The organism is Nonomuraea sp. CA-143628 (assembly GCF_050942315.1).
GTDB lineage: Bacteria > Actinomycetota > Actinomycetes > Streptosporangiales > Streptosporangiaceae > Nonomuraea.
This window is the reverse complement of sequence record NZ_CP192072.1, coordinates 13,375,838-13,397,412: the sequence shown is the minus strand read 5'-3', so window position 1 is coordinate 13,397,412 and position 21,575 is coordinate 13,375,838. Positions and strand designations below refer to the sequence as shown.

The following is a 21,575-nucleotide window of genomic DNA, read 5'->3' as shown; positions in this document are numbered from 1 at the left end:
TCGCAGCCCGCCCGGAACGCGTGAGGCGGGTGGGCGGTACTGCGTGATTGCTGCGCGGGATCCAGCGATCAACCAGGGCTTCGCCCTCGCCAACGCTGTGTTTGAGGCTGGCTCCAGTTGGGATCCAGCGCGTCGAGCGTGGCGCGTTGCTCAGAGGTGATACCCCTGCATCGGGCGTTGGAGAGCCACTGGTCGAGACGAAAACCGTCGTGTGTCACGAGTGTCTGCGGTGGTCTGAGATGGCCGTACTCGCGGACGTAGGGCGACGACTGTTTGTTCCCACCGGATTTGGCGTAGGTGTTTCGCCCAGTCGGGGTCCAACGCGTTGGGTGCGGCCGTTGCTCGGGAGTGAGGCGCGCGTCTCTGTCGGCCAGCGGCCCGAGGTTGTACCGGTGGCGGTGGCCGACTTCCTCGTCGCGCACGTGGGGCGGGGCGTCGCCGTGGTTGTGGCTGGTCCCAGGTAGGGTCCAGGGCGTCGAGCACGGCGCGTTGGTCGGGCGTGAGATTCTTCCTGTAGCGCAGGTTGACCAGCCATCGGCTGAGGCGAAAGTTGTTGTCGGTGACATGGCCGTATTCCGGATGTAAGTGACCGTGCTCTTTCGCGTAAGCGGTGGCAGCGGCTACTCCTTGTTCCCACAGGGTCTCCACCGTTGTTTTGGTCCAGGTGGGGTCTAGGGCGTTGAGCGCGGCGCGCTGGTCGGGCGTGAGCTGTTCTTTGGCGGAGCGCTTTTGGCTCAGCCATGAACCGAGCGGGAAGTCGTCGTCGGTGATGTACGTGACCTTGGGATGCAGGTGGCCACGCTTGTTGGCGTAGGCGGTGGCGGCGGCTAAGGCCTCATCCCATGCGGCTTGGCGTGGCGACCAGTTCATGTCCAGCTCGTCCAGGCGTTGCCGCTGCCGGTCGGTGAGCTGGTCAGCTCGTCTGCGTTGTCTGCCGATCCAGTTGCCGAGCTTGAAGTTATCGCTGGTCACATGCCGGGGAGGGACCCTGAGGTGGCCGCGCTCACGGTGGTAGGCGACCGCGGCGGCATACCCCCGCTCCCAAAACTGATCGACAACCTTGTCCCATTTCATGCCCAGCGCGTCGAGCAGGGCCCGATGTTCGACCGTCAGGCTGTCCTGACGCGATTTGATGCTATTGAGCCAGGCGCCGAGTCTGATCTTGTCCGGGGTGACGTACTTGGTCGAGACATCGATATTGCCGCGCTCGCGGTGATAGGCGACCAGCGCGGCATAACGTCTCCGCCAGTCCGCTTCGGTCACGGACCAGGTGATGCCGATGGCGTTCAGCAACTTGATCCGCTCGGGCCGTAAAGTGCCGCGGCTGAACAGTGTGCGTTGACTCTTCAGCCAAACGCCTACTCGCAGGCCGGTCTCGCTGACCCAGTCCTGGGGGATCAGCAGGTCGTGATTGGCTTCGGCGTAGGCGCACGCCGCGCCGTAGTACTCCTCCCACGAAGCGGTCGCGGACTCCACGACGCCGACGGTGATCGCACGGGCAAACGTTTCGGGAACATCTGCGCCCTCGACGCTGAGCCAGCGGATGGCCCGGGGCTGGTGGTCGCGCCGGGCATGCTCTCGGCGTCGTCGGTCAAGGTCGGCAGCCAAGTCCTCGTCATGGCCGCGCAGCGCCCGGACCACCTCCCACAGCGGGGCGAAGTCGGAGCCTTCCATCTCTGCGGCAAGATTGGCACCAGGGTCAGCCAGCAGCGGCACAACGATCGTGGCCACTTTGTCCGTCTGGCCGCCCGTGCGCAAGGCCCGTCCGATGGCCTGGACGATGTCCACGGTGGAGCGGCGTGGGTCGGCGAACAGCACCGCGTCCACGGCCGGCACATCGACGCCTTCGCCCAGCATGCGGGCGTTGGCCAGCGCCGCCAGGCCGCCATCGACCCCACTCGCGAGTTGTTCCAGCCGCTGGTGGCGGACATGCGCGGGCTGTTCGTAGCGGACGTGGTCGGCCCATAGTCCGGTGGGGCGGCAATCGTCGGGCATCAGGTCAGCGACCGCCGGCAGGGTGGCTGCGAAATGCCGGGCGTCGTCGTTGGTGTTGTGGTAGCTGATGGCCCGCTTGATCCGGTACTGGGCTGCGGTGCGCAGCATCGCGATCTGCGCGGCGAGCATGCGCGCCGCGATCCTCTTCCCGCAGACGTGCACAGCAGCGCGTCCATGAGTCTGGTCGGTGACCGCACGAATCTGCGCGTCGGTCACCAGCGACACCACCAGGCGATAGTCGGCCGAAAGACCGAGATCCCTGGCAGTCCCGTAGCCCAGCCGGTAGATCGTCGGACCGAAAACGGCTTCGTCGTCCATGCCGACCGCATCGGAGTCGCGACGCTCTCCTTGAAGCCGGCGGGGGGTGGCTGTCATGTAGAGGCGGCGGCGGGCCGGCAGATCCCCGTCGTTGTGGACCCGCCGCCATTCCTCCCCGCCCACGGTGCGATGGGCCTCATCGGCGATCACCACGTCCCACGCGGGCAGCCCGTGCTCGTGGTGCGCACGGCTCAACGCTCCCACGCTGGAGTAGGTGGAGAGCACCGTCACCGGCCCGCCCGGCGAGGCGGCCGACGCGATCACCGCTGGATCGGTGGTGACCTGCACATGCAGGTTCTGTAGCTCCTCGACGCCCGCCCGTTCGGCCGCCCCGCTTTCGGAGCACACCACCAGCACCCGGCCCAGGGCTGAGTCGCCGACCGTCGCGCGATATTCGCGGAGTAACTGTGCGAGCAGCATCACGGTGGGGGCCAGCACCAGGCGAAGACCTTCAGCGGCGAGCGTGGCCGCCAGGACAGCGCCGATCCGCGTCTTGCCGGTGCCGCACGACAGCACCTGAGTCGCGCGCCCGCCATCGACGAGACTCTTGTAACCCACCTCGACGGCTTCGAGCTGATGCGGCCTCAGCTTGTCGGCCCACATGCCGCTCATGTCGTACGTGTTATTCATGACCTTCTGCGTTGGAGAGGAGGACAGGGGTGACGGTGTACCCGGCGCTCTGGAGCTACCGGCGAGATGATCAGCTCTGCGGTCGTTGTGCAGCTCGGGCTGAGGCGTTACGGAGGGTCGTGTGCGGTTGCCCGTCCGGGACGAGCGCCGTCATTTCGCCTTCCAGGCCATGAGGATCCATAACAGGCCCCCGAACACGGCGGTGTATGTCCACGCTCGACGTGCCAGCTCCTTCAGAAACCTGAGGTACCTCGCGTCTGTCAGGGGCCTGGTAGGCATCCATGTGGAGATCAGGAGCGCTCCGGCGAGGATGAGGTGGGCATATGACTGAAACGTCATCGCGTCTCCGCTTGCTATGGGGGTGGTCGTCGAGAAGCTAGTGGGATGCGGTTACTGGCCGATGGCCGCCGACCAGGTGCCGCGCCGCAGGAGGATCGATTCGTCCGGGTGGATGAGCGTCGGCGCGCCGCACAGCGGCATCGACCCGTCCCGGATCCAGGTGTCGCGGATCTGGTCGAGGTGGCTTGACAGGCCGCATGCGATGGTGCTGGTCAGCGATCTACGCAGTGCTGTGGGACGGGGTCGCGGTCGGACGACGGTGCCGATCGTTCCTGCCAGGCGGGCCTCAACATGGGCCAGAACCGCACGTCGTCGTCTGGCGATGGCCCTTCGTTGATCGCCAACTCCCACGCGTCCAGCGGGTACCCGTCGCCTTCGTGGTAGCCGGCGTCGCGGTACAGGGCGCAGTCCAGCTTGTTGTCGGCCACCGCGTAGGCGGGCATGGATTTGGCGTCCAGCAGGGCGTGATGGTTGGCGAGCAGGGTGCGCACCGGGTCTCTACCCTCGGCGCTTGGGCAGACGGCCAGGTACCTCAGGTGGTGGTAGCGGCCGTCCGGGAGATGGTCGGCGAGCGCTTGATCCACCTCGCGAAAGCGCGAGGCGTAGGGGCCGGCGGCCTCGGCCAGGCGGTCGTCGTAGTTTGGCGGTCGCGGCAGCGGCTCGGTGTGAGGCAGCCAGACCGCGACAGCACACGGGCCACCACAGCCGGTGGAACCCTTGCGGATGTAGCGGATGTAGTTGACCCAGCCATGCTCGACGGCGTACTCGACATCGAGGCTGACGACGTTGGCGATGATGCCGGGCCGCAGGGCCGGGTCTTTGACCAGGTAGATCCCTGTCGGCCGCTGGGCGAGCGTGGCCGCGATCAGGTCGGCGACCGGCTTGACGTCATCGGCGCCGCCGGACTGGACGGTGAAGGACATGGCGGAGGGGCTCCTATGCGAGTGGCCGAGCAGGGCGGGCTGGGCGGTCGGCCCGGCCCTGCCGGAGGGCGTGGTGCTGGAGGCGCAGGAAGAGCGTGTTGAGGGCGATGCCGAGCAGTCCGAGCAGGACGATCACGGCCCACATGGCGAGGATGTCCAGCGCGCCCGCGGCTTCTTGGAGCCGGTAGCCGAGCCCTTCGGTGCTGGCGCCCAGCTCGCCGACGACCATCATGATCAGGGCGAGGGAGACGCTCAGCCGGAGCCCGGCCAGGATCCTGGGCGCGGCGGCGGGCACGATCACCGATAGCAGCCGTCGCCGCCGGCCGAGCCGGAACACCGCGGCGGTGTCGAGGAACGCGCGGTCGACGCTGCGGACGCCGTCCACCGTGTTGATCAGGACGGGCCAGATGACGCCGGACACGATGGTGGCGAGCTGGGTCGGGGTGCCGATCGGCAAGACGGCCAGGAAGAGGGGCAGCAGCGCGGGCGGCGGGATGGAACGGCCGATGTGCAGGAGCGGGTCTGCCAGCGCGGCCAGCGTGGGCAGGAGCCCGAGCGCGAGACCGGCGGCCAGCCCGAGCGCGGCGGCCAGCGTCCAGCCGAGCGCCAGCCGGGCCAGACTGGGCAGCAGATCGGCCAGCGCCTGGTCGGTGAGGAAGGCGCGGCTGACGGGGCCGGTGAACCACAGGTGGTAGGCGCGGGCGGCGATGGCCGTGGGTGGCGGGAAGTAGAGCAGGCCGGCGGCGCGGGCGGCGCCCTCCCAGGCGATCAGCGCGGCCGGGCCGGGCAGTGCGCGAGCCACCCGGCGCAGGCGGGAGTGCGCGCAGTGTGGGCGTGAGGCGGTCATTGGGGCGCTCCGGTGGTGTGCCGGTGCCAGGCGAACAGCCGTCGCTCACAGCCGCGGCACACGGCGGTGGCGGCCAGGCCGAGCAGGCCGGCGGCGAGCGTGGCGGCCAACGCCCGCGCGGGCTGATCGAGGCTCTGGGCGGCCACGATGAAGCTGCCTATGCCGGGCGTGCCGCCGCTGATCACCTCGACGCTGATGGACACGATCAGCGCGATCGCGATGGCCAGGCGCAAGCCGGTGGCGATGTGGGGCGCGGTGCTGGGCAGGCAGACCCGCCACAAGATGGCCAGCGGGCCGAAGCCGTAGGCGCGCAGGGTGTCTTTGGCCAGCGGATCGACTTCCAGCATGCCGTACAGGGTGGTGATCAGGATCGGCCAGGAGCAGCTGTAGACGATCAGCGCGGTCTTGGTGGCGCTCGGGTCGCCGAGCAGGGACAGGGCGAGCGGGATCAGCACCAGCGACGGGATCGCCCGCAGGAACTCCACTACCGGTCGTACCGCTCGTTCGATGCCGGGCAGCGCACCGAGCAGCAGCCCGGTGGTGACGGCCAGAGCGAATGCGGCGGGCAGGCCGATAGCGCAGGCGTACAGGGTGGCGTACACGTGTGCGGCGAAGTCGGCATCGACCAGCAGGCCGGCTGCGGCGGCTGCCACGCTGGAGGGGGCCGGCAGCACGTGAGGCCCTGGCGGGCCGAGGTGGTAGGCGAGTTCGGCGACGGACCCGCACAGGCCCAGCCCTGCCGTGCCGAGCAGGACACGGCGCCGCCACGTCAAGGCGGTGGTCATCGAAACTCCTGTTGAGGGGCGCGATGGGGAGGGGGTCGGGGCGTTCTCGCACGTGCGGGTTGTACGCCCCGACCTGGGGGTGGCGTGCGGGGTTAGGCGCCGTCTGGCGCGGCGATCATGAGGGTGTGGTTGCCCGGCAACAGCCCGCCTTCGATGAGGTTGAGCCCGGCCGAGGCCAGCAGGGCCTGGTATTGCCGCAGAGTGCGTTCCTGGCCGCCGGGGAACATGGCCATCATCCGCAGGTCCAGGTCGGTGCCGCTGGTGTGGATGCCCGCCTCCGGCAGCAGCATCTCGACGCACCACAGTTGGGCGCGCGGGCGTGCATGCTCCAGCGCGTAGCGGATGGCGCGCAGCAGCGTGACGTTCGTGGAGTCGTCCCGGTTGTGCAGGACAGAGGAGACGATGATCCGGTCAGCGGACGGGCAGACGTCGTCGAAGATGTCCCTGGTGATGACCTGGACGCGTCCGGCCAAGCCCTGCTCGGTGAGACGGAGATCGGCGCGGGCGGCGACATCGGCCCGTTCGACCAGGATCCCGTTCAGGTGCGGGTGAGCGGTCAGGATCGTGGCCAGCAGGGTGCCGTCCCCGCCGCCGAGGTCGGCCACGGTCCGGACGTCGGAGTAGTCGCGGGCGGCCAGTGCGGCTGCCGGGCCGGCGGTACGGCCGCTCATGAACACGTCGAACATCGGCCCCAGGTCCGGTTCGCGGGTCACCAGCGGGTAAGGGGTGGCTGCGCCGCCCAGGATGGCGGGGTGTCCGGCGCGGATGGTGTCGGCCAGGCTGTCGCCGGCCTGCTGCCACAGCGGTGAGGTGATCACGCCGAGGGCGGCCCACATCGCGGAGCCGGGCTGCAATGCCTGGCCGAGCGGGGTGAGCCCGTAGCGGCCATCCTCGTCGGTGGTCACCACGCCGTAGGCGTGCATGGCGTACAGGAAGCGGGCCATCAGCGCCGCGTCGGCCTTGCAGATGTCGGCTATCTCGCCGCTGGTCAGGTGGTCGTCGTCGCCCAGGATGGCGGCGATGTTGAGGGCGACGAACGCCTTCAGCGCCTTCAGCCGGATGTCACCGCCGGTCATCTTCTGGATGGCCTCTTGCGTTCTGATGGCCTGCCACAGGGCGGCGTCGAACGGGCTGGCGGCGATCTCGCCGGCAGGGACCGGGCCTTGCATGAGCAGGGCGGGAACGTCGTGGTCGTTGGCGGTCATGGAGTGACTCCGGAAGATGAGGAGGGAGTGGAGGAGGCGGAGCCGGGGGCATGCCAGATGAGATCGGCGGCGTTGATCGGCTTGTCGAGGTACCGGTTCGTCGTGTCCTTGGAGGACAACAGCATGGCGTCGCTGACCCGCTGCAGGCGGGAGGTATTGAGCGTGGTCGGGAATGAGCCGAGCGTGATCGACGCGGCCGTTGCCGCGCTGATGGGCGCGTAGCTGGGCAGGATCTTCTTGACCGTGCTGTCGTCCATGGCGGCCAGCGCTTGCCCGCGGGCCAGTGCGCGTTGGAAGCGCACGACGACATCGGGATGCTTGCCGGCCCATTTTGTGGAGACCGCCCAGCCGGCGATCGGCCATTGGCTGGTCCCCGCCGTGGCCACATCGGCCAGCACGCGGCCGCCGTACCTGCTCTTGAAGAGACTGATGCCCGGCTCGGTCATCCACCCAACGTCCACGCGGCCGTTCTGGACGGCCGCGGCCATCTGCGGCAGCGGAACCTGCACGAACGTGATGTCGTCCGCGCCGACCCCGGCCACCCGCAGCGTGCTCTCCGTGGTGAGCGTGGAGACGCTTTTGAAGGTCGCCACGCCGATGGTGACCTTCTTGCCGCTGCCGTGCCACTTCAGATCGGCCAGGCTCTGGATCGGCGAGTCCTTGCGGACCATCAGCAGGAAGGTGTCCTTCTCTGCTTGGTAGGCGTCGGCGATCAGGCGGGCCAGGCCACGCTGTTTGTCTTCGGTGGTGAAGGCGGTGACGTAGTTCCACAGCGATACGTGCAGGTCGCCAGAGGCGAGGCCCGGGATCGCATCGGACGCGCCCCGGATCTCAGTCCACTTGATCTTCAGGCCCTCGGCCGTGAAGTAGCCGCACTGCTCGGCAATCTTCGCGGGAGCGACGTCCGGGATGGGGATGATGCCCACGTTGACGGTTTCGAGGGCCGCGCTCGTGGACGCCGGCGATGCAGTTGCGGTGCGGGTGCCGCATATGCCCGTCGCCGAGCTCGGCGCTGTTGTCGTGCTCGGCGGCGTACACCCCGCTGAGAACACGCTGAGCGCCGATAATATTACTAAAAGTGATCGTTTCATGGATGTCCAAAGCAAGGGATAGAGGGGAAAGGAATCACCCGGCCGAGAACGCACGCCTCAGCCGAGACTTGGCGGCAGCACCGCTACCCTGCGGCATCGCCCAGCAGTTTGGGGGAAGTCACCGCGGTCCATCCGCCATTGAGCAGGCGCTACGAATCGGTCCGCAGGTGTGCTGCCCGGTCATGCCTCCTTTGCGATCAGCGTTGGCCGGCCGGGACCTCCTTGCCGCCGACCAGCAGGAACCAGGTCAAGACCGTCACGATGACGAGCCGTGCCAGCCCCGGGCAGACAGTCGTGTCAGGCGGCAGGTCGGGCGCCCAGGGATCGCCCATGACGAGGATGATGAGCTCCACGCGACTCTCACCTCACGGGGGCACGGGGCTGGAGGTCGGAGGTGGCGCGGAAGGCTTGAAGGATGCCTGCCTGACGACGGAGCTCCATGGCGAGCCCGGGGCCGTCTGGCTGCTGAACGACCTCGACAAGGCCGGCCTCCCGCATCGGCGGAAGGATCTTCACCGCCAGCCGTGCCTGCCAGCACTCCCGACCGGACTCGTCGTTACCGCGGACGATCTCGTAAGCCGGGTGAGTTCTGCGAAGGTTGGCGAGCAGCAGGTGGGCGACTGTTGTCGGGTTCATGGGCGATCACCATGTCGTGTTGAGTCGCTCCCCACCGGTTGGAGGGGAGCCCGCGGAACAGGCGTAGCGGAAGGCCGCCCTACAGCCTTGGTAGCCCCAACCGGATACGCCGAGGTGGCCGGGCTGGAGGGTGCGGATGGTTGTGCGCAGCCCGCAGCAGAGGAGAGCATCACCGGCGAGGAGGAGGCGCAGGACCGGGCGCCAGAGATGATGGCGCCCGGTCCGCGTCGATTCCGGACGGCCCTGCCAGCCGTACAGCACCCGATGGCGCGACGAGCATGCGGCATGACCGCGGGGGCTCGGTTGACACGCATGACGATCACCGCGCTCTGTTGGCCCGGCTGCGGGCGCGACGGCACGGGCGTTGTGAGTGTGATCGTGAATGATCCCGCTCGCGCCGTCGCGCGTACCCGGTCAGGGAAGCCTTCCCCCACCGGGCAGTGCCAAGACGAGGCCGGGCTGTCCACCTACTAGGTGCAGGGATCTGCTCGGCTGCGTCTCGTCTCATCACCCGGCCTCCCGCATGCGGGGACCGGGGAGTCTTTCCTGAAGGATGGGCCGCTGTGGAGCGAAGGCCGGGACGATCTCGGCCCTCCGCCACTGCTTATGGACCGCGTCGCTCATGCGCCTGAGCAACTCATCGGGATGCTCGGCCGCAGCCTCGACCACGATGCCTCCCGGAGGACCGAGCCCCTGATAGAAAGCGACTACGCAGCGGCGGTGGCGGGAGTACATCAGCCACCAATCGCGCAGGCGAGGCTGGAGACTCTGGACGTACGCTTCTCCGGCGCGATCGGCCATCACATCGCTTTCGCTGGCCAACATGGGGGTCTCCGGGGTCGTCGATCGGAAAGTGGAGGCGCAGGCCGGGCCTTGGAGGCCGGCTTTCGGCAGCTCGGCCTGCGCCGGGGCGCGTGGTACGGCGGCTTTCACAGCGGGCCGTACCGCGCGGGGCGTGGCATATGCAGCGGGCGGTGGAACGCGCTGCACCGTCGAGGACCACGCCACGATCATCACGTCAGCGGCGTTAGATCATCTTGGCTATCGCCGCCAGGGCGTGGGGTGCCTCCTGGTCATGCCACACCCCGCCCGAGTTGGGCTGGAGCAGGTCGATCGTTCGCCCCCAGCCGTGGGTCAGCTGGCACCCGGCGCCGAACAGCGGTTCGAGCTCTGCTTCTTCGCGCAGCGTGATGTCCGCGACCTTCTCGCGATAGCGCTGTGCGCCCGCTTCAGCGCCCGCAGGATCACGACCGGTCTGCTGCGTCGCGTGCGTGACCACGAAATAGCTGCCCACCGCAGCGACCCTCTTAAAGGTAGCGACGATTCGGTACAGCTCCTTCGGATCGTGGACGAAATGGAAGAGCGCCCCGAACACGAAGCCGGTGGGCTTGGAGAGGTCGATGTGCTTCACGACCTTCTCCAGGAGGTCCAGCGGGAGGCGGACGTCTGCCGCCACGGTGAACACGCCGTCACCGCCAGGCGCCGCACGCCAGTTGATCACCACACGCTCGTCGTTGTCGACCGCCACCCACCGCATGTCAGGCTGCTTCGTCCGCGCGATCTCGTACAGGTACGGCTTCGTCGGCATGCCGGCACCGACGTCCACGAACTGGTCGATGCCGAGAGCGGCAAGAAGGTCAACCGCCCGCTCCAGGAACAGCCAGTTCTCCCGCAAGACCTCCCGCAACCAGGGCGCCTCCTTCAACACGGCGTCACCAGCATCCCGGTCAACCCGGAAAGCGTCCTTCCCCGGTGTCCCGGCTCGTATCCAGTCGTACACCGGAGCTATCGATGTCCTGGTGGGGTCGAACGGTACGAGGATGCTGTCCGGAGCTTGGGATGCGTCGCCAGTAGTCATAGTGGGCCTCGGGCATGTGTCGAAGGCGATATGAGAGGTGCCGCCTGACCGCGGGCGCCTCCGTTCCTGATGTGCCGTGACGGACGCGGCCGTCGCGGACGACCAGGGGCGCGCTGCTCACTGACAGGAGGCATGTGGAGTCCCGAGAGATCGTCGGCATTTTGCCTGGTGGGAGGTGTGTGCATTAAATAATGCACGTCTTGCTCTGGCCTGAGGAGAAGAGCGGTGCTGCAGTTCCGTTGCAGGTCTCTGCAGTTTGACTTTGAGGTGTGTTTCCATATGGACGTGGCGACGGTCGTGGAATGGACAGGAGCGGAAGCCGCCGCGCTGCGCAAGGCGTTGCGGCTGAGTGTGCGTGCTTTTGCCGACTTCGTCGGTGTCGCCGCGCGTTCGGTCGCCAATTGGGAAAAGCTGGGGACGCTCACGCGCCCGAAGCCCGACACGCAGGCCCTGCTTGACGTGGCGTTGCGTCGCGCCGACGGAGATGTACACCGTCGGCTTGAGGTGCTCTTAGCTGCCGTGGGCCGGTCAGCCTCACTATCTTTCGCGGGTAGCCCAGAGCGCACGAGGATCAGCCGGGTGGTGCCGGGGCGCGGCCTTGGGCGCAGTGCTTTGCTAGGCACTGATGCGTCCGCCAACAGCGGCGGAGAACTGGACTTCCTCTCATCTCAAACCGACATGCTGGCCGCGGCCCAGACGCTGTGGGTCGGTGACCTCGACCAGGCGGACTGGTTGCAGCTCGAAGAGGTGTCAGCGTCGATGCTGCTGGCGCCTATGGGTAGGTGGCTCGTTGCTCTGCCGCCCGACCCAGCAGGGCAGGCGAGCCGCACCCGTCGTGTCACGGGCAGCGATGTGGAGGCGGTACGGGCCACAGTGCGCCGGTTCGAGACTCTCGATCACCGATACGGGGGTGGGCACGCGCGCAAGGCCGCGGTGCTGTTCTTGCAAGGCGAGGTCGCTTCCCTGCTGCATGGCGCTTACACGGACTGTGTCGGCCGGGATTTGTTCGCCGTGGCCGCTCAACTCACCTACAAAACCGGTGCGATGGCCTACGACCTGGCCATGCACGGGCGGGCCCGGCGCTACTTCCTGCAGGCACTCAACCTTTCTCATGCTGCTGGCGACCGTCCACTGGGCGGCAAGGTACTCGCGCTAGCATCCCACCAGGCCAACTTCGTCGGCGAGTACCCGGAGGCCGTCGATCTGGCCAGGGCCGCCAAGTACGGCGCCCGCGGCCAAGCGACGGCAACCGTGTACGCAATGTACTGCGCGATGGAGGCCCGCGCCCTGGCCAGCCTCGGTGACCGGCGTAACTGCTATGCCGCATTGAAAGAAGCCGAGCAGGCATTCTCCCGGCGGCGAGAGGGAGAAGATCCCGATTGGATCGCCTATTTCAACGAGGCGGAATTCCATGACGAGCTCGGCCACTGCTTCGCGGCCCTGGGCGACACGAACGACGCGCTCATCCATACCGGCCTCGCGCTTAGCGAGTCGAGCACCACCTACCGTCGATCGCGAACCTTTTCCCGACTCGTCCAAGCCGGCGCCCATGTCAGCTCCCTCAGGTCCAGCAGGCACGACGTGGAACAGGCGTGCGCTACAGCCGCCGAGGCGCTCGCCATGGCCGACGAACTGAAGTCGCGGCGAGTCCAGACCTACATCGATCGGTTCAACGGTCAGCTGGCTCCGTACGCACGCCTGCCGATCGTCACCGACTTCCGCGAGCAGTGGCACGACGCCCTAGCACTCGCATAGAGCGCGGTCGGGCGTAGGACAGAAGCTGAGGACGTCGCGGCTCAGTAACCCGGGAGCCGATCAGGTACCCGGCGTCCATGGGCGGTGGTGAGCGGCCCGATCGCGGAGCGTCGCGATGCGGCGGCGTACTTCTGGGATCAGCCGCGGTTCCCGACCGGTGCGACCGGCCAGCCACGTCGTCATCCGTAGCCGCCGCACGGTGGCCAGCGTGGAAAATCCGGCCCACTGCGTTATGTCCCAGCCGTACGCGTCGGCGAAAGCCTCGTATTCCGCATCGTCATACCAGCCGACCAGCTGGTAGACCGCCGGCACGATCAGATCCCACTCCAGCGGCCCGACGGCGAACCTTTCCAAATCGAGCATGACGGTCTGGCCATCGGCGCCGCGGACGAGGTTCTTCCGGTGCGGGTCGCCATGGATCGCCCGGGGTGAATGGGCGAATGGCAGAGCGGCGTAGGCAGCCTGCAACTCCTCCAGCAGATCGAGGAGGAAGCGCCTATCTTGCTCGTCAAGGCCCCCGGCGTCTCGGATATGGGCGTCCTGGCGCTCGAACGGGTTGAAGACCGGTAGTAGCCCTTCGGGCGGCGCGGGAAGCGCATGAAGGCGCCGCAGCAGAGCGCCGATGTCGGCCGGTAGCCCCTGCTGCGGGGCGGGGATCTCCTCCCAGAACGTGACGACTCGGTCGTCACAGAGCAGAGGCTGGTCCGGTACCGCAGCGGATGGACGCACAGCAGGCAGGTCCTGCTCGGCCAGCCATGCGGCCACACGAAGCTCCCGCTCGACCGTCGGGAGCGCGGCCATGCCCCACGCCACCCGGGCGACGATGCGCTCGTCGGGGAGCCGGTAGACGCCATTGTCGCCAACGGGGCCTAGCCGGGTGGCGCCCGACCAGCTCAGCCCTGTTGTGTCGCAGGCAGCTTGCAAAGTATGGAACGCGGTTGCCTCGGTGAACGATGCAGCTTGGTCATGGGCCGTCATGTCAGGGCCGGGGGACGTTGGAGTTCGTCATCGCGTCCAGGATATGCGGCCCTTCCGCGAGCGAGGAGGAGCCCCGGGTGCCGGGCAAGCCGACAGCGAAGTTCTGTCGGTGACCTGTCCCGGGCGTTGGGCCAGTGGGGGCAGGGCCTCGGCGTAAAGGCGGTACGGCTGTTGCTTCGCCTCGAGTTCAACGAACTCGAGCTATGTCGGGTGGAGGTGCTCTCAGTCGCTAAATGAGGCGTCTGCTCGGGTAATGGCCAATACGGGCACGGTCCAGGGGGCGCTATCCACGCGTACTTGAAGCTCGTGGGCGGGTGGCGGAAAGATCCACGACTGGTACTGCCAGGGCTTGAGCGCGTCGCCGGTGAGGATGCGGCGCACGGTGGAGACTGAAGATAGCGGTCGTGATGCTGCGGCCGATGATCTTGCTGGCCAAGTCCGGGCAGCTCCAGCTTGGCAGAGGTACCCCGGTCTCGGCTGATAGCTGGCAGGCCAGGGCTTTGATCTCGGCGACCTGAATCGAGGTGAACCATGGAGCTTTCGCCACTCGGTCGCCGTGCGAAATACACGGCGATGGAGAGGGGTCAAGTGGCGCGCAGGAGGAGCACGCCGAATCCGCCGAAGGTTCCCCCCGTTGTAGAACAAGTCCGTCATTGGTCGCCACTCACAGCGGTTGGCGGTAGACATGTACCGGGAGTCGCTGGCGAAGCCGAAACCACTCGAGGAGCGCATGTGAACATGAGCATCGAGTTCCACCGAAGGACGGGTGTTGCCGCGGCGGACGCGGTCCTTAGCGAGGCATACGCCGACATGTACGAGACGATCTACTCCGAGCCGCCGTACAGTTCTCTCCCTCCATACACCCGTGCCCTGTTCACGGAGCGCACGATCGCACAGGTGCAACGGCCTGGGTTTGAGCTGGTGTCCGCAGAGGACGGGCCGAATCTCGCTGGGTTCTGCTTCGGCTTCACCATGGAGCCGGACCGCTGGTGGGGCAGCGCGACGACTCCGGCTCCGGACGAGGTAGTTGCCGTGCCGAAACTGGCCGTCATCGAGTTGATCCTCCGAAAGGAGTACCGAGGCAACGGAGTCGGGAAGCGGCTGCTGAGTGAGTTACTGGCCGACCGCGCGGAGCTGTACGCCACCCTGGCATCCCACCCAGACGCTCCGGCGCACGCCATGTATGAGCGGTGGGGGTGGCATGTAGTCGGCTCGTCTCAGCCTAGACCTGACGCGTCGACGGCAGATTTCATGTTGATCGATCTCCACAATAACCGCAGGTAGAGCCGTAGGGTCGCCACGCATTCACCCGGTAACGATCACATCCGCCCGGCTCAGCCTTCGCGAGTTCACCTCTGCCGACGTCGATGCACTCCTGGCCATCTATGGCGACCCGCAGGTGGCCGAATACATGAGCTTCGAGCCGCGCACCCGCGAGCAGGTGGAGAACACCATCGCCGTCGTTGAGGTGGCGGCCCGCGCGGAACCGCGTCTGGACTATTCCCTCGCCGCGGTGCTGCCGGACGACGAGTTGGTGGCGTTCGCGCGGATAGCGATTGACGTTGGCCACCCGCTGCAGAGCAGCGCGCAGATCGGATTCGCCGTGCGCGCCGACAGGTGGGGGCAGGGGCTCGGCGCCGAGGTAGTGCGGCTCCTTCTGAGGCTCGGGTTCGACGATCTGGGCGTTTACCGGGTCTGGGGTGCGCGGAGTCCTCTCAACGAGGTATCCGCCCGGGTCATGAGCAAGTTGGGGATGGTGGAGGAAGGTGTCATTCGCGGGCATCTGAACCTTGCGGACGGGTGGCGGGATTCGGTCGTTCACTCGATTCTGGCGCCCGAGTGGGAGGGCCGGTCAGGCGCTTGAACAGCGTGGCATCGTGCATGCCAGGGATGACCCGGGACTCGATCATAAGGTTCGGGTCGCTAGCGGGAGACCAGCCGGAAGCGGCCGGCGAGTACACGAGCATTACTCGAAGGAATGTGACGGAAGGGAACGCACATCGTGTTTGATGTCGGCCTTCGCGATGAGCTGCTGCGACGCATGCAATGTGACCAGCAGGTGCGGCTGAGCTTGCCCAAGAACGGACCTGTGCCCGATGACCTGATGGAGGAGTGGAGGCGTGTGGATACCGACAACACCGCGTACCTCAATCAGGTGATCGACGAGTACGGCTGGCCCGGCCATGACCTGGTCGAAGAGGAAGGCGCGCATGCAGCTTGGCTCCTGGCGCAGCATGCCGATCACGACCTGGACTTCCAGCGGCGGTGTCTGACGCTCCTACAAGACGCAGTAGACCGTGGGCAAGCAGCACCGAGTAACCTCGCGTACCTGGTCGATCGCGTTCGCGTCAACGAGGGGCGACCACAGGTGTATGGCACCCAGTACTACGCCCCTGACGGCGTTTTCCAGCCGCGGCCGATCGAAGATCGTGAGCGGCTGGACGAGCGCCGAGCCGGGGCTGGGCTGGGACCGCACGCCGACTACGACAGTTCCATGCGGCAGCAATATGGGTGAGAACGTCTCGTGAGGTGGACCTGTCGCCGACGGCCCGCTTCACCGGTGGGCTCACACTCGCCGCCGGTTCCACTCCAGGGCGATGCTGCGCGGTCAGTCGAAGGCGAGTGCGCGGAAGGCGTTGCGGACGGCCATGAGCGGGTCGCGGTCGCGGCTGTAGTAAAGCTTGTTGGTGAGCAGGATGGCCCATCGCCCTTGTTTGGTGGAGGTCCACATGCCGGTGCCGGTAAAACCGTAGTGCACGTAGATGCCCTCTTCAGGACGGGTGCCGGGGGCGGGATACCAGAACAGGCCGCGGGCGGGGGTTAGGTCGCCGGTGTGGATCTGCAGGGATTCGGCCACCCAGGCGGGTCCGAACCCGACATGGTCGGAGCTGGGTCCCGGAGCCAGCAGGTGGCGCTGGAACAGGGCCAGGTCGGCCAGGGTGGAGAAGGCGCCGGCGATGCCGCAGACGCCGCCGAGCAAGCGGGCGGAGAAATCGTGGGCCAGGCCCTTGAGGTGGCCGCCGGAGTCGGCGTCGAGTTCGGTGGGTGCGCACCGGGCCGCGATTTGGGCCGGTAGCGGCCCGAATCGGGTGTGGCTCATGCCGAGGGGTTGCCAGATGCGCTGCTCGGCGAACTGGTCCAGGGGAGCGCCGGTGAGGTGTTCGGCGAGGAAGCCGAGGATGAGGGCGGCGCGGTCGGTGTATTCGACGGCCTCGCCTGGCGGGTGGCGCAGGGGCTCGGCCAGGACCCCGTCGCGGATGGCGCGCGGGTCGCTGCCGTAGAGGTTTTTGAGGTTGGCCCGTAGCGGCATGCCGGCGGTGTGGGTGAGCAGATGCCGGGCGGTGACTTGGCCAAGCGGGTGGTCGGCGACTTCGGGCCAGAGAGCGGCGAGCCGGTCGTCGAGGGGGAGGGCTTGTTGCTGCCACAAGATGCCGATGGCCGCCCACACGGCGAGGATCTTGGTGAGGCTGGCGACGTCGAAGATGGTGTCCAGGCGCATGCCGGTCTCGGGCTGGGCCGGGTCGAGCACGCCGCTGCGACCGGAGGCAAGGATGGTATCGGCGTCACCGATGGCCCACACCGCGCCGGGGAAGACCTGCTCGCGCACCCCTTCGGACAACAGTTGGGTGATCTGGTCGCCGGGGTGAGCCATGGATTCGGGTTCCTTCCGGTGAGTGGCGTGCCGGGTTCCAACGTAATGAAGCGGACGGTCGTCGGCCGGTATGCGCTGGACGCTGCGGGACGCAGCGTGTCAGGTGACCTCCCGGCCCGCGTTCAGCGCGGGATTGCAGCGAAGCACCGGATCGTCCGAGATGAGGCCCACGTGGCTCACTCGTCGAGGAACACGTGACCGTCGGTGTCGAGGCGTTGCTGTGCCGCCGAGATGATCAAGCGAGCGTGAGCGAGATCGGCCGGGGAAGGCACCCTCCCGATCGCGGCTATGTTGGCCTGGATCTGACCGGGATTGGTGAAGCCGGTCAGGACGATGGCGTTGCTGGTGCGCTTGAGGCAGGACCACAGCGCCAGGGCGAGCAGATCATGCTGCTCGGGCGCGATAGTGCGCTGGAGCTCGGCTAAAGCCTCGTCAAGGACGGCCAGGGCGGCCGCGGTGAACCACCGCTTGCGAGCCCGATGGTCGCCGTCGGCGAAGCGGGGCGGCCGTTCGGGCCGGTGGGAGCGGGTCAGGAGCCCCTGGCCGAGAGGCTTGTTGATGAGGACGCCGCAGCCGTGCTGGTCAGCGAAGGCGAAGACGCCTGCGGAGCTGGCCTCCGGGGTCAGCAGGTTGTCGCGTACGGCGAGAACATCGGGCTGGACCTGGTCGAACAGGGCTCGGAATCGGGCGATCTTGTTCCCGCGCAGCGCGGGCGGGGTGGATAGCCGGTCGGGGGCGAAGCGGTGCGGGCCGCGCAGGCTGATCGCGCGGATGAGGCCTTCGGCTTTGAAGGCGTGCATGGCCTCGATCGCGGGCTGCAGCCACCGGTCGCCGTCGCCGAAGTCGTGGTGGTGTAGCCCGTAGATGTCGAGGTGGTCGGTGCCGAGGTTGTCGAGACTCTGTCCGAGCTGTCGGCGCATATGGGCGGGGTCGAAGCCATGGGCGGCGCTGCCGACGAAGTAGCCGACCTTGGAGGACACGACGATCTGCTCGCGCGGGACCTGGGCGAGTAGGTGTCCGAGCCGTCGTTCGGACAGGCCGTGGCCGTAGACGTCGGCGGTGTCGAACAGCCGGGCGCCCAGCTCCCATGCGGTCTCCAGGCCAGCGATGGCGGCTGTCTGGTCGGCGCCGGTGGCCCAGCCCATCGGCATGCCGAGGTTGTGGTCGGGGCCGCCGATCGCCCAGCAGCCGATGCCGAGGGCGGGGACGGTGATGCCGGTGCGGCCGAGGGTGCGGGTCGGTAGCGGGTGCGAGGTCATCGGCAGGGCCTCTCGTGAGGGCGGGGATCTCATCATGCGCGCGGCGGGTCGCGGTGCGGGCGCGCTTGCGCCGATCCGGCCAACGGGTTCAGGCGGGCCGGCTGTCGCGGAGGATGGCCTGCCATTCCTCGGTGATGAAGTCGTACAGGTCTCCGGGACGCTCGCACACGAAGACGGGGACGCTGGCGGCCCGGGTGCGGGCGTGGCTGTAGAAGCCGAGCACGGCGGTGTCGTCGAGCCGGTAGAAGGAGAACATGCGATCTCCGGGCCGGTAGTAGATCTCGATGGTCGCGCCCGTGTCGCTGCGCAGCGCGGCGTAGTCGCCTCCGGTGGCGATGATGCGCTGCCGGAGTTCTTCGGTGGTCAGGTCGAAGCGGTCGGCCAGCACCGCGACGGTGAGCTGGTCATGGGGGTCGGCCAGCACCACGCGGATCCGGGCGCCGGGCCGGGCGGCCAGGCGGGCCAGATCGCGGGCGTGCATCCGGGCCCAGGTCTGGCCGTAGGCCATGTAGATGTCCAGCTCGCGCACGTCGGCGAACAGCGCGCTCCATTGCATGTCGGTGAGGTAGGTCGTGCCGATGCGGGTCAGGCCAGCGGCCCGGACATCAGCCAGGATGTCCTCGCTCAGCGGCCGGTGCTCCGGTGTCTCGGCGGCGAGCGCGGCCAGCCGGTTCCACGCGACCAGCCAGCGCGGGTCCTCCCCGAGGTTGATCCCGCACGCCTGCAGGAAGGTGAGCATCAGCGGTTTTCGCGGCAGGCGCTTGCCGCTGAGCATGTCGCCGGTGGTGCTGCGGGGAAGGCTGCGCCCCTGCCGGCGCGCGCGCTGTTCCAGCTCCCGCAGGGACGGGTTGCCCGCCAGCAGTTGCACGCGGCGCAGGCACGCCGCGAGGTCGGCCGCAGTGTGCGCCTGGGTGGGGTCGAGATCGTCTGGAGGCGACACGAGCTTCCTCATCGAGGGCGTGTAACTGTCCGAAACTGTCCGAGCAGTGTAGCGAGGTGATCGCCTGGCAGCGGGCCGATCCCAGGCAGGCGGCTGCGACCTGCGGTGGATGAGTCCGGGTCCGTCCGCGCCTCTTGGCGGCCCCCGTGTGATCGCGTGTGCTGGCCGGGAGGAGCCCGAGGCGACAGGAGCGAGCTGATGACCACGACCATCGCCCACCAGCGCACGGCCATCGTCGACGAGACCTGGGGCGGCCGGCTGATCAGCGCGGTCGAGCACGCCACCGGCCAGCGGCTGGGTCAGGACCAGCGCGAAGAGCTGCTGCGCATCCCCGCCGCCCGGCCGAACCAGCTCGCCCACGCCCTCACCGAGATCGTGCCCGGGAAGGTCAGCGTGACCGGCACCCTCGACCAGCGGCTGCTGATCGCCGAGCGCGCGCCGGACCTGGGCGGCTGGACGTTCGCTGACCTGGAGGGCTGCCCCCACACGGAACGGGACTGGCCAGCCTGGACGGCCGGGAGGCTCATGATCGACCAGCCGGGGGCGTGGCTGTCCGGCGGACAGGTCAGTGCCGACGGCGCCGAGCGGCTGCAGCGGCCGCGCGTGCTGCTGGCCTCGCTGTATCACCCGGAGTGGTTCCCGCTGCCGCGCTTCCCGCTGGCGATCTCCGATCTGGCGCGGGCCGCCCGCCGTACGCTGCTCGGCCAGATCACCCTGGTGGACATGCAGTTGAAGGTGAGCTTCGCCGACCTGCTCGCCTCCATCGCCGCCACCGAGCCCGACATCGTCGGGGTGTCGGCGACGTTCGGCCAGCACGACCTGATGATCGCCCTGTTGGACCACCTGTACGCCTTACCCGCACCGCCGCTGGTCCTGGCCGGGGGCAGCCTCACCGCCCGCAACGAAGCGCTCCTGCTCGACGCCTACCCGCAGCTGCTGATCGGTCGTGGCGCCGGGGAGACCACGATCGCCGACACGCTCGGCCACTACCACGGGGACCTGCCGCTGGCCGAGATCCCGGGCCTGGGCTACGCCGGCGCCGCGCGTGGTGGCGGCCTGGCGGTGCGCCCGCGCCGGCGTACCGCGAAGGTGCCCAACGCCCGCTTGGAGGATTTCCTGCCCGAACTCGACCTGTTGGAGCGCACCCTGGAGTGCCACGGTGTGGCCCAGGCGGAGGCCTCGCGCGGCTGCACGTCGGCGTGCAGTTTCTGCCCGCGCAGCCACAAGGGGCTGTGGGCCGCGGGCTCGGCCCAGCAGCTCGCCGTCGTGCTGCCTGAGCTCACCCGCACCTTCGACCGTCATCCGGACACCTCCAAGACCCTCTACCTGGTCGATGAGGAGTTCTTCGGCCGCGACCCCGACGCCGTCGCCCGCGGCCTGGAGCTGGCGGGCCTGCTGCACGGCGCGGGCTTCGCCTGGGAGTCCTCCTGCCGCATCGATCAGGTCGTCCGGCCGGAGGAAGAGCGCGACTGGCACGTGGAGCGGGCCCGGATGTGGCGGCGCCTGAACGGTCTCGGGCTGCGCCGGATGCTGTTCGGTGTGGAGTCCGGCGTCGACTCCATCCTGGGCCGGTTCAACAAGGACACCACCGGCGAGCAGAACGCCCTGGCGATCCGCACCCTGAGCGCGCTCGGCGTGCCGACCCGCTTCACCTACATCACCTTCGACCACCTGATGGACCTGGACGAGCTGCGCGCCACCCACGCCTTCCAGGGGCGGACCGATCTGCTACTGGCCCCGCAGCCGCACCTGAGCGTGCAGGAGATCGTCGACGGCGTCCGCGACCCCGCCTGGGTCGCCGCACACGCGACCGGCCTGCCCTTCCACACCGGCATCTCCTACATGCTGGTCTCGATAGAGTGCCTGATCGGCGCCGCCTACACGCGAGCGGTCGCCGCGCACGGGCTGAGCGGCGCGATCGACCCCAGCATGGGCCGCGTCGAGGCGCGCTTCGCCGACCAGCGCATCGGCGCCTGCTCCGTGCACGCCCAGATGTGGGTGGATCGCACCTTCGCCCTCGACTACACCCTGAAAAGCCTGGAGAAGATCGTGGACGGGACGCAGCGGGCCGTCCTGCACGCCGCCCGGGTCACGATCCGCGCGGCCGCCTACACGCTGCTCACCGCCATGCTCGACCTCATCGACCACGCCGGCCCCGGCTCGGAGCTGAGCGAGCAGACGCTGCGCGCGCTGATGGACGAACAAGTGGGTCGGCTGCAGAGCGCCCTCAGCGACCCCATCGGCAGGGCTCTGCCGCTGCTGTCTCCCGGCAACGCCGAACTCCTGCGCGCCGAGCACCGGCGCTGGCTCGCCGCAACCGGCTGGCGGCTCATCAACGCCGCCGACGCCTGCGGCACCTGACCG

Annotated in this window: 19 protein-coding genes; 5 read left to right on the top strand and 14 right to left on the bottom strand. The window is 68.2% G+C overall.

Annotation, left to right across the window (positions count from 1 at the left end; genetic code table 11):
* Nucleotides 1-68 precede the first annotated feature (68 nt).
* The 10 genes from ACQP2T_RS61305 to ACQP2T_RS61260 all read right to left on the bottom strand — a co-directional run bounded on the left by ACQP2T_RS61305 (nt 69) and on the right by ACQP2T_RS61260 (nt 10,627).
* Nucleotides 69-218: a hypothetical protein gene (locus ACQP2T_RS61305; RefSeq protein WP_433513791.1), complete on the bottom strand. Its 150-nt coding sequence runs from the start codon at nt 216-218 to the stop codon at nt 69-71.
* Nucleotides 151-2,943, bottom strand: a complete 2,793-nt coding sequence (locus ACQP2T_RS61300) for a Helicase associated domain protein (protein WP_433513790.1) — start codon at nt 2,941-2,943, stop codon at nt 151-153. The genes ACQP2T_RS61305 and ACQP2T_RS61300 overlap by 68 nt, the downstream gene beginning before the upstream one ends.
* Nucleotides 2,944-3,494: 551 nt before the next feature.
* Nucleotides 3,495-4,205, bottom strand: coding sequence for a hypothetical protein (locus ACQP2T_RS61295; protein WP_433513789.1), 711 nt, complete (start codon nt 4,203-4,205; stop codon nt 3,495-3,497).
* Nucleotides 4,206-4,218: 13 nt separating this feature from the next.
* On the bottom strand, nt 4,219-5,052 hold the full coding sequence (locus ACQP2T_RS61290; RefSeq protein ID WP_433513788.1) for an ABC transporter permease: 834 nt from the start codon (nt 5,050-5,052) through the stop codon (nt 4,219-4,221).
* Entirely contained in the window at nt 5,049-5,837 is a 789-nt protein-coding gene (locus tag ACQP2T_RS61285; protein ID WP_433513787.1) for an ABC transporter permease, read from the bottom strand. Before ACQP2T_RS61285 ends, ACQP2T_RS61290 begins: the two co-directional genes overlap by 4 nt.
* 92 nt (nt 5,838-5,929) lie before the next feature.
* Complete coding sequence (locus tag ACQP2T_RS61280; RefSeq protein ID WP_433513786.1) at nt 5,930-7,042, bottom strand: methyltransferase; 1,113 nt, start codon at nt 7,040-7,042, stop codon at nt 5,930-5,932.
* Entirely contained in the window at nt 7,039-8,133 is a 1,095-nt protein-coding gene (locus tag ACQP2T_RS61275; RefSeq protein WP_433513785.1) for an ABC transporter substrate-binding protein, read from the bottom strand. Before ACQP2T_RS61275 ends, ACQP2T_RS61280 begins: the two co-directional genes overlap by 4 nt.
* Nucleotides 8,134-8,330: 197 nt before the next feature.
* A complete protein-coding gene (locus ACQP2T_RS61270; protein WP_433513784.1) occupies nt 8,331-8,486 on the bottom strand; it encodes a hypothetical protein in 156 nt (51 codons plus the stop codon).
* 7 nt (nt 8,487-8,493) lie between these two features.
* On the bottom strand, nt 8,494-8,769 hold the full coding sequence (locus ACQP2T_RS61265) for a hypothetical protein (protein ID WP_433513783.1): 276 nt from the start codon (nt 8,767-8,769) through the stop codon (nt 8,494-8,496).
* Between the two features lie 1,027 nt (nt 8,770-9,796).
* Nucleotides 9,797-10,627 carry an SAM-dependent methyltransferase gene (locus ACQP2T_RS61260; RefSeq protein WP_433513782.1) on the bottom strand — a complete coding sequence of 277 codons (831 nt, stop codon included), beginning with the start codon at nt 10,625-10,627 and terminating at the stop codon, nt 9,797-9,799.
* A gap of 225 nt (nt 10,628-10,852) precedes the next feature.
* Here ACQP2T_RS61260 and ACQP2T_RS61255 point away from each other — a divergent pair, with 225 nt between their 5' ends.
* The gene (locus ACQP2T_RS61255) at nt 10,853-12,382 is read left to right on the top strand and encodes a helix-turn-helix domain-containing protein (protein WP_433513781.1); all 1,530 of its coding nucleotides are present in this window, start codon (nt 10,853-10,855) and stop codon (nt 12,380-12,382) included.
* A gap of 60 nt (nt 12,383-12,442) precedes the next feature.
* Here ACQP2T_RS61255 and ACQP2T_RS61250 read toward each other — a convergent pair whose 3' ends face one another.
* Nucleotides 12,443-13,360 carry a phosphotransferase family protein gene (locus ACQP2T_RS61250; RefSeq protein WP_433513780.1) on the bottom strand — a complete coding sequence of 306 codons (918 nt, stop codon included), beginning with the start codon at nt 13,358-13,360 and terminating at the stop codon, nt 12,443-12,445.
* Nucleotides 13,361-14,098: 738 nt separating this feature from the next.
* Between ACQP2T_RS61250 and ACQP2T_RS61245 the strand changes: the two genes are divergently transcribed.
* The 3 genes from ACQP2T_RS61245 (at nt 14,099) to ACQP2T_RS61235 (ending at nt 15,875) form a co-directional block, all read left to right on the top strand.
* On the top strand, nt 14,099-14,644 hold the full coding sequence (locus ACQP2T_RS61245; protein WP_433513779.1) for a GNAT family N-acetyltransferase: 546 nt from the start codon (nt 14,099-14,101) through the stop codon (nt 14,642-14,644).
* Nucleotides 14,622-15,224, top strand: coding sequence for a GNAT family N-acetyltransferase (locus ACQP2T_RS61240; RefSeq protein ID WP_433519995.1), 603 nt, complete (start codon nt 14,622-14,624; stop codon nt 15,222-15,224). Before ACQP2T_RS61245 ends, ACQP2T_RS61240 begins: the two co-directional genes overlap by 23 nt.
* 138 nt (nt 15,225-15,362) lie before the next feature.
* Nucleotides 15,363-15,875 (top strand): DUF6624 domain-containing protein, encoded by a 513-nt coding sequence (locus ACQP2T_RS61235; RefSeq protein WP_433513778.1) that lies wholly within the window; start codon nt 15,363-15,365, stop codon nt 15,873-15,875.
* 93 nt (nt 15,876-15,968) lie between these two features.
* Here ACQP2T_RS61235 and ACQP2T_RS61230 read toward each other — a convergent pair whose 3' ends face one another.
* The 3 genes from ACQP2T_RS61230 to ACQP2T_RS61220 all read right to left on the bottom strand — a co-directional run bounded on the left by ACQP2T_RS61230 (nt 15,969) and on the right by ACQP2T_RS61220 (nt 19,223).
* The gene (locus tag ACQP2T_RS61230; protein WP_433513777.1) at nt 15,969-17,012 is read right to left on the bottom strand and encodes a serine hydrolase domain-containing protein; all 1,044 of its coding nucleotides are present in this window, start codon (nt 17,010-17,012) and stop codon (nt 15,969-15,971) included.
* A gap of 176 nt (nt 17,013-17,188) precedes the next feature.
* Nucleotides 17,189-18,271, bottom strand: coding sequence for an aldo/keto reductase (locus ACQP2T_RS61225; protein ID WP_433513776.1), 1,083 nt, complete (start codon nt 18,269-18,271; stop codon nt 17,189-17,191).
* Nucleotides 18,272-18,359: 88 nt separating this feature from the next.
* On the bottom strand, nt 18,360-19,223 hold the full coding sequence (locus ACQP2T_RS61220) for a hypothetical protein (protein WP_433513775.1): 864 nt from the start codon (nt 19,221-19,223) through the stop codon (nt 18,360-18,362).
* A 186-nt stretch (nt 19,224-19,409) separates the two neighbouring features.
* On the opposite strand from ACQP2T_RS61220, the gene ACQP2T_RS61215 reads away from it, so the two are divergent.
* Nucleotides 19,410-21,572 carry a hypothetical protein gene (locus tag ACQP2T_RS61215; RefSeq protein ID WP_433513774.1) on the top strand — a complete coding sequence of 721 codons (2,163 nt, stop codon included), beginning with the start codon at nt 19,410-19,412 and terminating at the stop codon, nt 21,570-21,572.
* The last annotated feature ends 3 nt before the right edge of the window (nt 21,573-21,575 follow it).